Source organism: Nocardia araoensis NBRC 100135 (assembly GCF_000308435.1).
In the GTDB taxonomy this organism is placed as follows: domain Bacteria; phylum Actinomycetota; class Actinomycetes; order Mycobacteriales; family Mycobacteriaceae; genus Nocardia; species Nocardia araoensis.
This window is the reverse complement of the sequence record NZ_BAFR01000348.1, coordinates 35,804-48,741: the sequence shown is the minus strand read 5'-3', so window position 1 is coordinate 48,741 and position 12,938 is coordinate 35,804. Positions and strand designations below refer to the sequence as shown.

At 67.9% G+C, this 12,938-nt stretch carries 14 protein-coding genes and 1 pseudogene; 9 read left to right on the top strand and 6 right to left on the bottom strand.

The annotated features are described in order from the left end of the window. Both ON21_RS33755 and ON21_RS33750 read left to right on the top strand, forming a co-directional pair. Positions 1-535 (top strand): MFS transporter (locus tag ON21_RS33755; protein WP_039804896.1); only part of this gene is annotated, 535 nt, incomplete at its 5' end. A gap of 567 nt (positions 536-1,102) precedes the next feature. Next, the gene (locus ON21_RS33750) at positions 1,103-1,387 is read left to right on the top strand and encodes a LuxR C-terminal-related transcriptional regulator (protein ID WP_039804894.1); all 285 of its coding nucleotides are present in this window, start codon (positions 1,103-1,105) and stop codon (positions 1,385-1,387) included. A gap of 9 nt (positions 1,388-1,396) precedes the next feature. On the opposite strand, the gene ON21_RS33745 is transcribed toward ON21_RS33750, so the two are convergent. Further along, positions 1,397-1,777, bottom strand: coding sequence for a DUF6010 family protein (locus tag ON21_RS33745; protein ID WP_039804893.1), 381 nt, complete (start codon positions 1,775-1,777; stop codon positions 1,397-1,399). A gap of 220 nt (positions 1,778-1,997) precedes the next feature. Here ON21_RS33745 and mbp1 point away from each other — a divergent pair, with 220 nt between their 5' ends. Continuing rightward, positions 1,998-2,249 (top strand): microaggregate-binding protein 1, encoded by a 252-nt coding sequence (mbp1, locus tag ON21_RS33740; RefSeq protein ID WP_039804891.1) that lies wholly within the window; start codon positions 1,998-2,000, stop codon positions 2,247-2,249. A gap of 80 nt (positions 2,250-2,329) precedes the next feature. Here mbp1 and ON21_RS33735 read toward each other — a convergent pair whose 3' ends face one another. Further along, positions 2,330-3,520 carry a lipase family protein gene (locus ON21_RS33735; protein ID WP_039804890.1) on the bottom strand — a complete coding sequence of 397 codons (1,191 nt, stop codon included), beginning with the start codon at positions 3,518-3,520 and terminating at the stop codon, positions 2,330-2,332. A 197-nt stretch (positions 3,521-3,717) separates the two neighbouring features. Here ON21_RS33735 and ON21_RS33730 point away from each other — a divergent pair, with 197 nt between their 5' ends. Next, entirely contained in the window at positions 3,718-4,719 is a 1,002-nt protein-coding gene (locus ON21_RS33730; protein ID WP_039804888.1) for a YdcF family protein, read from the top strand. A gap of 1 nt (position 4,720) precedes the next feature. Here the strand turns inward: ON21_RS33730 and ON21_RS33725 are convergent, their stop codons facing one another. Then, positions 4,721-5,461 (bottom strand): glucose 1-dehydrogenase, encoded by a 741-nt coding sequence (locus ON21_RS33725; protein ID WP_039804886.1) that lies wholly within the window; start codon positions 5,459-5,461, stop codon positions 4,721-4,723. 480 nt (positions 5,462-5,941) lie between these two features. On the opposite strand from ON21_RS33725, the gene ON21_RS33720 reads away from it, so the two are divergent. After that, positions 5,942-6,838 (top strand): alpha/beta fold hydrolase, encoded by an 897-nt coding sequence (locus ON21_RS33720; protein ID WP_051021666.1) that lies wholly within the window; start codon positions 5,942-5,944, stop codon positions 6,836-6,838. A gap of 46 nt (positions 6,839-6,884) precedes the next feature. On the opposite strand, the gene ON21_RS33715 is transcribed toward ON21_RS33720, so the two are convergent. Then, complete coding sequence (locus tag ON21_RS33715) at positions 6,885-8,276, bottom strand: WS/DGAT/MGAT family O-acyltransferase (protein ID WP_039804883.1); 1,392 nt, start codon at positions 8,274-8,276, stop codon at positions 6,885-6,887. A 196-nt stretch (positions 8,277-8,472) separates the two neighbouring features. Between ON21_RS33715 and ON21_RS33710 the strand changes: the two genes are divergently transcribed. The 3 genes and pseudogenes from ON21_RS33710 to ON21_RS40500 form a co-directional block, all read left to right on the top strand. After that, positions 8,473-9,375 carry a metal-dependent hydrolase gene (locus ON21_RS33710; protein WP_039804882.1) on the top strand — a complete coding sequence of 301 codons (903 nt, stop codon included), beginning with the start codon at positions 8,473-8,475 and terminating at the stop codon, positions 9,373-9,375. Continuing rightward, a complete protein-coding gene (locus ON21_RS33705) occupies positions 9,372-10,475 on the top strand; it encodes a PDR/VanB family oxidoreductase (RefSeq protein WP_039804880.1) in 1,104 nt (367 codons plus the stop codon). The genes ON21_RS33710 and ON21_RS33705 overlap by 4 nt, the downstream gene beginning before the upstream one ends. Before the next feature lie 192 nt (positions 10,476-10,667). After that, positions 10,668-10,820: pseudogene (locus tag ON21_RS40500) on the top strand (hypothetical protein); the annotation flags it as partial. Between the two features lie 11 nt (positions 10,821-10,831). On the opposite strand, the gene ON21_RS33700 reads toward ON21_RS40500, so the two are convergent. Beyond that, positions 10,832-11,347 (bottom strand): UCP032817 domain-containing protein, encoded by a 516-nt coding sequence (locus ON21_RS33700; protein WP_039804878.1) that lies wholly within the window; start codon positions 11,345-11,347, stop codon positions 10,832-10,834. A 315-nt stretch (positions 11,348-11,662) separates the two neighbouring features. Next, complete coding sequence (locus tag ON21_RS39510) at positions 11,663-11,821, bottom strand: hypothetical protein (RefSeq protein ID WP_174372239.1); 159 nt, start codon at positions 11,819-11,821, stop codon at positions 11,663-11,665. A gap of 75 nt (positions 11,822-11,896) precedes the next feature. Between ON21_RS39510 and ON21_RS33690 the strand changes: the two genes are divergently transcribed. Continuing rightward, positions 11,897-12,892 (top strand): zinc-binding dehydrogenase, encoded by a 996-nt coding sequence (locus ON21_RS33690; protein WP_039804876.1) that lies wholly within the window; start codon positions 11,897-11,899, stop codon positions 12,890-12,892. Positions 12,893-12,938 lie beyond the last annotated feature (46 nt).

Below are 12,938 nucleotides of genomic sequence, written 5' to 3'. Positions count from 1 at the left end.
GGTGATGCCGGGCGGCTTGGCGATGGGTCTGCTCGGACCGACCGTTGGTCGCCTGTTCGATCGGTTCGGCGGTCGCCTGCTGGTGATTCCGGGGTCGATCGGTATCGCCGCCGCGCTGGCCGGCTTCACTCAGATCTCGATGACCATGCCGTACTGGCAGCTGCTGGCCCTGCACATCCTGCTGATGGTGTCGCTGGCGGCGGCCTTCACCCCGGTGTTCACCCTCGGTCTCGGTGCGCTGCCGCAGCATCTGTACTCGCACGGCAGCTCCATGCTCGGCACCTTGCAGCAGGTCGCCGCGGCGTTCGGTACCGCGCTGGTGGTGACGGTGATGTCGGCGCGCGCCACCTCGCTCGCCGCCGATGGCGCCGACCTCGTCGCCGCGCACCTCGACGGCATGCGCCTGGCCTTCCTCGTTTCGGCGGCTCTGGCGCTGATCGTGATCGTCATGGCGGTGCTGTTGCCGGGCCGGGCCGCCGCCCCGGCGGAAACCGCGGAGGCCGAGTCGGCGAGTCCCGTACTGACCAAACACTGAACGAATTCAGCACGGCGAAGGCCCTGACCGCATCGACGGCCAGGGCCTTCGCCGTGCCTCCTCTCCGCTGCGCACTGCCCGCACCGCCGCCTCGACGTCCACGAACCTGGGCCGGGCGTGCACCCTCAGCACATGTGCATCGGTCCGGGTGCAAAAACCGACAACACATGGGAAATAAACCAACCAGAATTCTGCGTGGAGTGGTGTTCGGATACGTCCGGTCGGATGTGTGACCGAAAGTTCGCTATTCGTGCCGCACACACTCCGGTCCGATGCAGACTGTTATCCGAAAACCCGCGATGTTTCGGTCGAGGACGAGTTTCGGGCCCGCGAGACATCCGGAAGGCGTAACCCGAGGGGGTAACGAACTGGTTGGTTCGAATTCAACGCCGCCGATGCGTTATCGAAGCAGAGGGCGCAGGCCCGCATATATGGGCCATTGCCGGGGAACTCCGGCGATCAATCGTGTGCGCTGATCTTCTTTGCGCCGATCATCGTGACTTGTCGCGTGACCTGCTTCGGCGGTAGGTGAGTGCCATGAAAATCCCAAGCGCAGAGGAATAGTGCATGAGTGTCGCGTTCGAGCGCGGGAATGACCCGCTGCCCGCCCCGCTGTGGCCGCGTGAGCGTCCGGCGCTGAGCAGCCGCGAGATCGAGGTGTTGCTGGCGTGGATCGCCTCGGATTCGAAAGTGGAAGTCGGTCAGCGGCTGTATATCTCGCTGGGCACGGTCAACACCCACCTGTCGCGGATCAGGGACAAGTACGCCGCGGTCGGCCGCCCCGCGCCGACGAAGGCCGCCTTGGTGGCTCGCGCTTTGCAGGATTCGCTCATCGACATCGACGATCTCTGACGGGCCACGTCATTCGTTCATGCGCAGGAGGGATCGGCCGCCGAGCAGGCACCACACGGCGATGACCGGGTCACAGATCGCACAGCCCAGAGACGAGTCGTGGGCGAACGGGATGATCGGGTTGCCTTTGAAATGGTGCAGCAGATCCCATCCGGTGTGCATCAGCCAGGCGATGCCGATGAACCTCCAGGACTCCAGTCCGCGATAGGCGCAGTAGGTGACGGCGGCCGTGAAGACGAATTCCCAGCCGCCCAAACCGCCGCCGCTGAGGTAAGCGGCTCCGGCTCCGGCCACCATGACGGCGTTGAAAAGGCGCCGACGCGGTTCCCGGATCGCCGACATCGCCAGCGCGTACAGCACACCGATCAGGGCCGGCGCGATATAACTCATGATCGGTCGAACTCCTCGTGGACAGGTTCTTTCGCGCTTCGAACCTATCGGGGCGACCGACCGTCTCCCAGTGGCATTGATGCCATATCTCACCGGGAAATCGCCACCTGCACGAGCCGCTCCCACCGCGAAACTCGGTGGCGGCGCTCACAGCGTGATTGTCCCTGCCGGACACGGGTATGCGACGGATGTCAGCCGACTAGGAATTGGGAGGTATGTCATGCCGGAGCATCGGAGCGGACCCCTGGAAGCTGTCGAAGGCGTCGTCGAGGACGCCAAGGGGAAGGCGAAGGAAGCCGCTGGCGTCGTCACCGGTGACGAGGACCTGAAGAAAGAGGGTCGCGCCCAGCAGGATAAGGCCGAATCCCAGCGGGAGGCGGCGCAGAAGGAAGCCGAGGCCGAAAAGGCCCGCGCCGAAGCGGATCTGGACGAGGCTCGCCAGAGCGCGTACGAGAGCGGCAAGGACGCCTAGTCCGCCGCGCGAGAACCGTTGCGGCCGTGCGGGATAACGGCCGGTTACCGGCCCGGCGGTGAGCTACCGCCGGGCCGTTCTCAGCAATTGCTCGGCGCGGGATCGCCCTTGAAGCGCGCTTCCAGCCAGCCGAGCGCGGAAGGTATGCCGAGCACCGCGGCGGACAGATGGTCCGGGCTGAGGAATTTCTCGTACTGCACACGAGCTCCCGCGGCGCAATATCGCCGCACCGTGTCGTCGACCGACTCCACAGGGATGAGAGCGTCCTGCTCCGCACGCCATTCGTAGATCGGCGTGGCCGGGATGTCGTCGTAGAGTTCGAGGCTGTTCTCCTCGAGCACCTCGCGTGCGCGCTTGTCGTCGGCCAGCGAATTGGAGGCCGCGACGTCCACGATGCCGCGGCCGGCGCCGACCAGCAGGATCTCGTTGGTGCAGCTGTTGGCGATCCGGTTACGGACCGACAATCCGAGCGAGTTCAGCTGATCGCTCACCGGCAGCCGTGCCGGGTACTCGCGCTCCAGCCCGAGGGCGGCCGCGAAAGCGAGGCCGAATACCGCGTGCGGCGCGTAACCGAGGTCCTCGATCATCTTGACCAGGTTCATCGGCACCCCGCCCGAGGCGACTCCGACCAGCGGCAGTTCCGGCGCGTAGGTCGGTGCCAGCGCGGCCGCCCACGCGCTCGCCATGCCGCCGCCGGAATAGCCGAGCAGGCCGACCGGGCTGTCCGCCAGTCCGAGTTCCGCGACCCGCCGTGCGGCACGGATGCCGTCCAACGTGATCATGCCGCCGAGTTTCGCGGCGCCGTAGGCGCTGGTGGGTCCGAGGTGGTCGGGAAGAGCGACCGACCAGCCGCGCAGCAGCAAGGCATTGAGCGCGGGCGCTTCGCGGATCTCCAGACCGGGGTCGCTGGTGTAGAGCACGCGCGACACCGTGCACTGGGTGCCGAGTGCGTTGATGATGTGCTGATAGGACAGCAGCGGCCTGCCGCGTGTGGGGTTCTGCGGGGTCAGCACGGTGGTGGTGGCCGCGATCGGCTCGCCCGCGGAGTTGGTCGAGCGGAACTTGATCATCGTGACCGTCGAGCCGGGAAACATCGCTAGTGCGGGCATCGGCCGGACGGCGAGGACGTCCCCCGGTGCGGCGCGGTCCAGTCCGGCCGGAGCGGCGTAGAACGGATCGGGATCCGGTACTGGATAGATCGGTTGCGCCGCGGCCTGCGGTGCGAGCACACAGAGGGCGGCCGCTGTGGCGGCGATGAATAATCGAAGCATTGTTTTCGTCGACTCCCCTTCATCACAACGTGCTGTTCCGTAACGCTGGTGCTGAAGCCGAATGCAGCCGGACACCGGTCGCCTGCGACCGATGCCCGGACTCGCACACTCTAGGGGACGATCGGAATAAGCCGAGGTAGCCTCGCCGCTCGGCGACGCCAGGGGCGCGCCGCGCACCCGTCGGTTACCGTGACCCGGTGCTTCTGCTGGTCGTCGGCGTGATCCTGCTCGGTGTGTTCGCGGTGCGATTCGGCAGGGACCGCAGGCGGCTGAGCCACGGGGTGTTCCTGCTCCTGGGGCTGGGTTTCGTCGGTGCGTGGGTCGTCGGCCGGATCACCGAGGGCGATCGCACGGTGGTGCTCGCACCGCTGGTGGTGCTCCTGTCGCCGCTGCTGGTGCTGGTGCTCGCCGGGCTGTCGATCGTCAACGGCGCACAGCTGGTGCGCCGTGAGGGCTGGCGTATTCCGAATCTGTTGCCGCTCGTAGTCGGGTTCGCGCTGCTGGCACCGTATGTGGTGCTCGTCCTTGCCCTCCTGACCGAGAACACCTGGCTGATGGTGCTTCTGGCCTCGCTGACGATGGCGATCAGCTATGTCGGGTTTCTGTTCGCCGCGTTCCTGGTGTATTCGCTGTACTACGGACTGTTGCCCTACCGGCCAGGGATGGACGCGATCGTCGTGCACGGCGCCGGGTTGGCCGACGGCGCGGTGTCGCCGTTGCTGGCCGCACGCCTGGATCGGGCGATCGAGGTCTACCGTGACGAAGCCGGTGCGGGGCGCGCCCCGCTGCTGATCGCCAGTGGCGGTAGGGGAGACGATGAAGAGGTCTCCGAGGCGTCGGCCATGGGCGATTACCTGATCGATCGGGGTGTGCCGGGAGACCGCGTGGTTCTGGAGGACCGGTCGGGTACGACCGAGGAGAACCTGCTGTTCACCAAGCGGCTGCTCGGCGAGCGCGGGCCCACCACGCGCATGGTGCTGGTGACGAGCAACTTCCACATGCTGCGCACCGCGATCCTGGCCCGCCGCCTCGGACTCGACGCCGAGGTGACGGGCGCCAGAACCGCCTTCTACTACTTGCCGAGCGCTTTCCTGCGCGAATTCGCCGCGCTGCTGGTCGCCTACAAGTGGAGCAACGCGATCGTGGCCGTGGCGCTGGTGTCGCTGCCGCCGCTCGCCCTGCTGGCTGCCCGCGGATGACTCAGAAGCTCTTGTGCGGAACGCCCACGGTCAGTCCGCCGTCGATGATGAACTCCGCTCCGGTCGAGTACGACGATTCGTCGCTGGCCAGGAAGGTCACCAAAGCGGAGACCTCGGCCGGGTCGGCGGCGCGACCGAGCGGGATCTGCAGGAAGTCCTCCGGGATGTTCTCCGTCATCGGTGTCCGGATCATGCCGGGATGCACGGAATTCACCCGGATATTGTGCTGCGCCAGCTCGAGCGCGGTGGATTTGGTGAGCCCGCGCACGGCGAACTTGGTGGCCGTGTAGCCGTGCAGGCCCGGGCTGCCGCGCATGCCCTCGACGGAGGAGATATTGATGATCGAGCCGCCGCCCGCCTCGATCATCGCGGGCGTCGCGGCCTGCATCCCGAGGAATGTGCCGGTGAGGTTGATGTCGATGATCCGCTGCCATTCGGCCAATTCGAACGCGACGAGCAGGTTGCCGTTGACGATGCCCGCGTTGTTCACCAGCACGCTCAGCGACCCGAACCGCTCCACCGCCGTGCCGACGGCTTTGCGCCAGTCTTCCGGTTCGCGCACGTCCAAGTGGACGTAGGCGGCGTTGTCGCCGAGTTCCGCGGCGACGGCGGCGCCCTCCTCGTCGAGCACGTCACCCAGCACCACGCGCGCGTCCGCGGCGACCAGGGCCTTGGCGTGCGCCGCGCCCATTCCACGCGCACCGCCGCTGATCAACGCCACCTTGCCGGTCAACCGCCCCATCCGGGGTACCTCCGTCTCTTGGACCTGTCTGCAACACGTTACAGAAAATGCGCCCGGTTTCGGCGCGTCTCGCGACAGTAGCCCAGGCGGTCGCGTGATCGTCTCCGCGTCCCGGTGAGTGGGCCTTCGATGTCCTGCCTGATATCGGGCCCGTCTTTCGGGAAGGCGGTTGTCGGAAGATCCGATTGCGCCGTGCCGAGGAGCTGGTGGCGGTCCGTCCAGCTCGGACACCTATCGCGGGAGTCAGGGCAACTGTTCTGGGCCGCATGTCGGCGGCACGCGAATCGCTCGGCAGGTAATGCGCGAATGTCGAGCGTGTGCGGCGCTGTGCGAGCTCGCGGTGGCCTCGGGGCGCGATGGAAGTGGGCGGATCGCCGGGGCGTCGGGGCTCGGGCCGCCCTGTGTCGGCAACGTGCTGCGCGCCGCCCATGTAGAACGTGTTCTAAACTGTCTCTGGTGTGACCACGCGGGAGGTGCGCTGTGACCAATCCCGGCCGAAGCGTGACGCGGTTCGGCGGACGTTTGCGGGTGCCGGACATCGCCGAGGTGCCCGGTGGCCGCCTGATCGATCTGGGCTCCCGGGGCCGGACCTACGTGGTCGACATCCCGGGGCCCGAGCACGCGCCCCCACTGGTGCTCCTGCACGCCACGGCCTGCACCGCGTACCTCACCTGGTTCCCGTCGCTGGCAGAGCTGGCCCGGCGGTACCGGGTCATCCTGTTCGACCAGCGGTGGCACGGGCGCGGCATCCGCTCCGAGCGGTTCACCCTGGAGGACTGCGCCGACGACGTGGCGGCCGTGCTCGACGAGCTGGGCATCGACCGAGCCATCTGCGCGGGATTCTCGCTGGGCGGAATCGTGAGCCTGCTGGCGGGGCGGCGCCATCCGGAGCGAGTGAGCGGACTGGTGCTCTGCGCGACGCCCTATCGGTTCCGCGAGAAATGGAGCGAGCACGCCTTTCACCGGACGTTCGGGGCTTTCGCCGCCGCTGTGGAGCAGTACTCCTACCGTCGTGCCGAGAAGCTCGCGGGCCGTCTGCCCGAGCTCCCCGAGGTCACCTGGGCGCCGGGGCGGTTGGATCGCTGGGCGCTCGGCGAGTTCCGCAGCACCAGCGGGTGGGCGCTCACTCAGGTGCTCGCCGCGGTCGGGCGCTTCGACGCGACCGCGTGGCTGCCGGATCTTACGATGCCGACGGCCGTGGTGATCACGACGCGGGATCGGGCGATTCCGGTCTCTCGGCAGTTGGAGCTGGCGACCATGATCCCGGGAGCGAGCAAGCATCTGGTCGCGGCCGGGCATGCGTCCTGTGTGCTGGAGGCCGACCGTTTCGTGCCGGTGTTGCTCGAAGCCTGTGCGGCCGTCGCCGCGAAGATCTGAATCGGCCGGTCCTGTCCGACGGCGGTGGCGGACAGCGGCCTGGCGCTCAGCCCGACGTGCGTGCCGCGGCGAGCAATTCGGCGACCACGCCGGGAACGGCGTCTGCCAGCGCCGCGATGTCGGGCACCAGTTCCTTACAGGCGATGAAGCCGAAATTCAGCTTGTCGTTGTTCGACAGCACGGTCACCGTCAAGCCCGCGCCGTGGAACACCGGTCCGAACGGATACATCCCGTCCACCCGGATGCCGAGGAAGTACAGCGGCATCGGCGGCCCGGGCACATTGGAGACCACCAAGTTGTGCACCACCGGGTGCTTCTCCGCCAGCTTGAGCGAGGAGTACATCCGCGCGGCGAGCCGGAAGGTGTTCGGCGGCGCGTACTTTCCCCAGTCCTGCAGGAAATCCGCACCTATCACTTCGTGCTCTTCCTTGGCTCCGCGATTGACCTCGGCCACCTCACGCAGGCGTTCCACCGGGTCGGCGACGTCGGTGCCGAGCCGCGCGAACAGCGTGGACACCTTGTTGATCCCGGCCTTGTGCCGAGTCGACTCGTGCACCGACACGGGCACGGAAGCGATGAGGGAGCGGTCCGGCAGTTCGTCGCGCCCGGCCAGATAGGCGCGCAGCGCACCGGCGACGACGGTCAGCACCACGTCGTTCACCTTGACGCCGAACGTGGAGCGGATCTCCTTGACGGCGTCGAGTTCGGCCTCGGTGAACGCGACAGCGCGGTGCGGGGTGATGGCGAGGTTGAACGGCGTGCGCGGAGCGGAGAACGGTATGGCCATGCCCGTCTTGTTCTGACGACGGCGCTGCGCGAATCCAGCGACCACGCCGACTGTTTTGGGCAGCATTCCGACGATGCCTGCCCGGGTCGGAAGCTTCACCACCGCTTCGGCCAGCAATTGCCAGTCGTTCGGTTTCGGCTCAGGGCGCCACTCCTTGTCGGGCACCTCCTTGGTGACGCCCGGCTCCACATCGCACAGGTGCATCATCAGGTCGGCGCCGGTGATGCCGTCCACGGCGGCGTGGTGGTATTTGCAGATCACCGCGACCTTCCCGTCGTCGAGGCCCTCCACCACCGACATCTCCCACAGCGGGCGGTCGCGATCCATGGGACGGCTCGCGATGTCTCCGACGAGTTCGGCCAATTCGCGCCGTCCTGCCGGAGCGGCGATCGCGATCCGGCGGAGGTGGTAGTCGAGGTCGAAATTCTCGTCCTCCACCCAGACGGGGTGATCGAGGTTCAACGGCACCTCGTACACGCGGCGGCGCATCTGCGGAATCAGCGGAAGCCGCCGGGCCAGTTCGGCTTTGAATTCCTCGAATGAGTAGTCGCCCGACGACGGGTCGAGGATCAGCAGCGCACAGACGTGCAGATGCTGTGTCCCGGTTTCCAAGTAGAGAAAGCTGGCATCCAATCCTGTCAATCGTTCCATAGCGAAATCCTACTAGAACACGTTCTAATTTTGGGCTGGAAACGGCAGGTGTGACGACTGTCGCGGGTTGTGTCACCGTACAGCGGGTCTGACAATTTTGTGTGTTACCGGAAGTTCCACTTATGTGTATGATCCTTGCTACGGAAATGTAGGAATCGCGCGACGACGCGGGCGCGTGGAGGATCGAGGAGTATCGATGAAGCTACTTCGCAGGGCCCGGCGGCGGCCCGACACCGACCCGGGCGCCGTGGCGCTGCACGCCCGCAACGTGCGCTTCGACTGGTCGGACACGCCGCTGCGCTGGATGCCCGCCGAGCCCATCGCCTCGCATCTGATCAACTCGCTGAATCTCCTGCTGCCCGAAGGAGAACGCATGTTCTGCGCCGCCTACGCCGAGGCGCTGCCGTACGTGCGCGACGAGCGGTTGCGGGAGGCGATGCTCGGGTTCATCGGTCAGGAATCGATGCACGCCGAGACACACGACAAGGTGCTGCACGAGGTGCTCGCCGCGCACGGCATCGATCCCGAGCCCTATCTGCGGCACGCCGAGTACCTGTTCCGCCGCACGCTCGGACCGAGGGAGGTCGACGGCGTCGCCGAACGGCAGGTGATGGTGGAGCGGCTGGCCTTCATCGCGTGCCTGGAGCACTTCTTCGCCTACCTCGGCGACTGGGTGCTCAACGCGGACCTGGAGCGATTCGGCGCCGATCCGCGTATGGCGGACCTGTTCCGCTGGCACGGGGCGGAGGAGGTCGAGCACCGGCACGTCGCGCACGACGTGGCCGTGTACTTCGGCGCCGGATACGTGCGGCGGGCGGCTCTCATGCTGCTGGTGTTCCCGATCTTCCTGACGCTGGTGGTGCGCGGCACCAAGTTCTTGGTCCATCAAGACCGTGACCTGCCCGACCTCGGCTACCCCCAGTTGCTCGCGCGGGTCTTCGGCGCAATGTGGCGCGGCGCATTGCCCGGTGTGCCCTCCCTGCTGTGGAGCGCGTTGAGCACGCTCGAACCCGGTTACAACCCGGAGACGGTCGGCTCCACCGCACAGGCGGTGGCCTATCTGGCCAAATCCCCGGCGGCGCGGGCGACCGCCTCGTGAGGTCGCCCGTTCCAGGCCAACTGCCCGCGGACCTGTTCGGCAGGCGCGAGCGCGACCGCACGGTGCGGGTGCTCGACGCGGTGGCCTCGGCGCGACTGCGCTGGACCGCTCTGGTCAACCGGCGCGATCCGCGTCCGAAGGTGGACGACCGGCGGCTGGCGCTGGTGGTCACCGAACGGCGGATCGAGGCGCACGATCAAGACGTGGTGAGCCTGCGGCTGGCCGCCCCCGACGGGCGCGCGCTGCCGCCCTGGCGCCCCGGCGCGCACCTCGACCTCGAGCTTCCTTCCGGCCGCTTGCGGCAGTACTCGCTGTGCGGCGACCCTGCCGACGTGCGCGCCTACCGGGTGGCGGTGCGCCGGATCCCGGAGGGCGGCGGTGGATCCGTCGAGGTGCACGACGCCCTTCCGGTAGGTTCGCCGATCGTGGTGCGCGGTCCGCGCAACGCCTTCCCGTTCGCCGTACCCGGCCACGGATCTCCGGCCACGCGTTTGCATTTCGTCGCGGGTGGCGTCGGTGTCACGCCGATCCTGCCCATGGTCAGGCTGGCGCACCGGCTCGGGATCGAATGGTCGATGGTCTACACCGGCCGCAGCCGGGACACCTTGCCGTTCCTCGACGAATTGGCGCGATTCGGCGACCGCGTCGTGGTCCGCACCGACGACGAGCACGGGCTGCCCGATGCGGACGCCCTGCTGCCCGGCGTGGGGCCCGACACCGCCGTCTACTGCTGCGGTCCGGTGCCGATGATCGCCGTCATCGCCGATGCGATGCGCGAAATGCCTCATGTGGAGCTGCATTTCGAGCGGTTCTCGCCACCGCCGATCGTGAACGGCAAACCGTTCGAGATCCGATTCGCCTCCACCGGGGAGGTCGTCCAGGTGGGCGCGGACCGTACCGCGCTCGACGCCATCCTCGCTGCCCGGCCCGACCGCCCCTACTCGTGCAGGCAGGGATTCTGCCGCACCTGCAAGGTCCGGGTGCTGGCCGGCGAACCCGACCACCGCGACAGCGTGCTCACCGATGCCGAACGCGAGGCGGGCGCGATACTCGTCTGCGTCTCGCGCGCCGACGGTGGCCGCCTCGTGCTCGATCTGTGAACCGACCTGAGCGTCGGCCGAGGAGATTCTGAGGACCACCGAAACCACCGAGTTCCCCGCGCTCGAGCGCACCGTACGCAGCGGCCGATTCGACCTCGCCGTCTACGAATACGGTGACCCGGCCGCGGAAACCGTCGTGCTGGTGCACGGCTGGCCGGACACCCATCATCTCCGGGACGCCGTCGTGCCGCGACGTCGGCGGAGGAGTTCGACCGGGTGCTGCGGATCAACCTCGGCGGGGTGGTGAACGGCTGTCGCGCGTTCGGGCCGGCCGGAAGCCCACTTGCAGTATCACTTCGGGCGGCTCGCGCCGGGCGTCGTCCGATTCCTCGCGGCGCGGGTGGAACTGACCTGAGTCAGGAAGCGAGGGTGCGTGCCAGCTCGGCCTCGACGGCCACGACGCGATCGGTGTCGATGCCCCACGGATGTTCGACACCGACCCGCCGGTCCAGGTCCCACAGCACGCATTCCTCGCCGGGAGCCGCCACCAACGACCACGCGACCACGGTGCGGCCGAGCTGTTCGGCCATGGATCCGTGCGCGGGGTTCGGCGGCCCGGCGCCTTCCGGGAAGTGATGCAGGAAGCGGCCGTAGGCCCTCGCGCAGAAATCGGCGTAGCGCATGGTGCACAGGATGAATCCGTGCCATGCCTCGTCCACCGCGTGCGACGGCATGCCGATCACCTGATCGTCACGCATGGCCGCGCCGCAGCAGAGCAGCCACTGCCGCAATCCTTTGTCCACCAATGCCCTTGGCTGCCAAGGGCAGGTCTTGTAGACCGCGTCGGGCAGCTCCAGCGCGTCGACGGCGGCGCGTACGGTCGCCAGGTCGATCTCGCGCGCCGGGGATCGACGGAACCTGAAGTTCACCACAGTTCACTGTACGTGCGCGCCGATGGGCCGCTACCGTTCTGACATGAGCGCACTCATCCTTCTGTTCATCCTGTTGATGGTGCTGCTCCTCGTGGCGGTTCCGATCATCGTCGTAGTCGTCGTCATCCGCTCGCAGCGCAACCGATTCCTGCCGCCGCCACCGTACGGTGCGTGGCGCGGCGGGCAGCGAAGCGGCGGATATTCCGAGGGGGGTTCCACGGATCCGTTCTGGGCGGCCGGCGGTGCCGGTCTGATCGGCGGGTCCGACCAACCGAGCGGCTGTGGCGGCGGCCATCATCACCACCACAACGACCATCACCACCACGGCAGCAGTTGCGGTGGGGGAAGCGGCTGCGGCGGCGGGAGCAGTTCCAGCTGTGGTGGCGGCAGCAGTTCCAGCTGCGGCGGAGGCAGTAGCTCCAGCTGTGGCGGTGGGAGCAGTTCCAGCTGCGGCGGCGGCGGTTCCTGACCCACGATTTGACCTCAACATGACTTCAGGTTTCATGCTGGTCTTCGTTCGAAGACGGTAGGAACGACGAAGGATGTGTCATGCGGGCTGTGCAAGCCAGTGAGTTCGGTGGACCGGAAGTGCTCGTGGTGCGTGAGCTGCCGGATCCGGTGGCCGGGCCGGGGGAGGTGGTCGTCGACGTGGCCGCCGCGGACGTGATGTTCCTGGACACTCGGCTGCGGTCGGGGTGGGGAACCGACTTCTTCGCGATCGAGCTGCCCTATGTGCCCGGCGGCGCGGTCGCCGGGGTGGTGGCGTCGGTCGGCCCCGGCGTCGATCCTTCCTGGGTCGGCAAGCGAGTGTCGACGCCCACCGCGGCCAGCGGCATCGGCGGGGGCCTGCCGATCGGCGGGTATGCCGAGAAGGCGCTGGCCAAGGCGGACACGCTGACCGCATTGCCGGAGGGGCTGACCGCGACGCAGGCTGTCGCGCTGGCACACGACGGCAGAACCGCGCTCGCGGTGTTCGACCATGCCGCCGTCCAGCCGGGGGAGTGGGTCCTGATCACCGCCGCGGCCGGCGGGCTGGGCGTGCTGCTGATCCAGCTGGCCCGTGCGGCGGGCGCGAACGTCGTCGCCGCCGCGCGTGGCGCCGCCAAGCTGGAGCTCGCCGAGCGACTCGGCGCGACCGCGGTGGTCGACTACTCCGAACCGGACTGGGCGGCGAAGGCGCGCGCCGCGACCGGGGGAACGGGCGCGCACGTGGTGTTCGACGGCGCGGGCGGCGCGCTCGGCGAGGCCGCGCTCACCGTCGCCGCGGATGGCGGGCGTTTCCTCGGATACGGTGCCGCCGCAGGCGAATTCGCCGTACTGGACCAGGAATCCGCCGCGGCGCGCGGCATCAGCGTCTACGGGCTGTTCGACATCACCGGCGCGGACATCGATTGGCAGAAGATCGCCCGCCGCGCCCAACAGGAGGTCGTCGCCGGCCGCTTGGAGGTCGTGATCGGTCAGACCTTCCCGCTCGAACGAGCCGATCGGGCGCATGCCGCCATCGAGTCCAGGGCGGCGGTGGGGCGCACTTTGTTAACAGTGTGAACAAAGCGTCGAACTGGACAATCGACGTAGTGCGCTGCCCCGGCGA

Coding starts and splice junctions, on each gene's coding strand:
- mbp1 (WP_039804891.1), top strand. CDS start 1,998: ATGCCGGAGCATCGGAGCGGACCCCTGGAAGCTGTCGAAGGCGTCGTC.
- ON21_RS33715 (WP_039804883.1), bottom strand. CDS start 8,276: ATGGAACGATTGACAGGATTGGATGCCAGCTTTCTCTACTTGGAAACC.
- ON21_RS33745 (WP_039804893.1), bottom strand. CDS start 1,777: ATGAGTTATATCGCGCCGGCCCTGATCGGTGTGCTGTACGCGCTGGCG.
- ON21_RS33735 (WP_039804890.1), bottom strand. CDS start 3,520: ATGCTTCGATTATTCATCGCCGCCACAGCGGCCGCCCTCTGTGTGCTC.
- ON21_RS33750 (WP_039804894.1), top strand. CDS start 1,103: ATGAGTGTCGCGTTCGAGCGCGGGAATGACCCGCTGCCCGCCCCGCTG.
- ON21_RS33725 (WP_039804886.1), bottom strand. CDS start 5,461: ATGGGGCGGTTGACCGGCAAGGTGGCGTTGATCAGCGGCGGTGCGCGT.
- ON21_RS33690 (WP_039804876.1), top strand. CDS start 11,897: ATGCGGGCTGTGCAAGCCAGTGAGTTCGGTGGACCGGAAGTGCTCGTG.
- ON21_RS33710 (WP_039804882.1), top strand. CDS start 8,473: ATGAAGCTACTTCGCAGGGCCCGGCGGCGGCCCGACACCGACCCGGGC.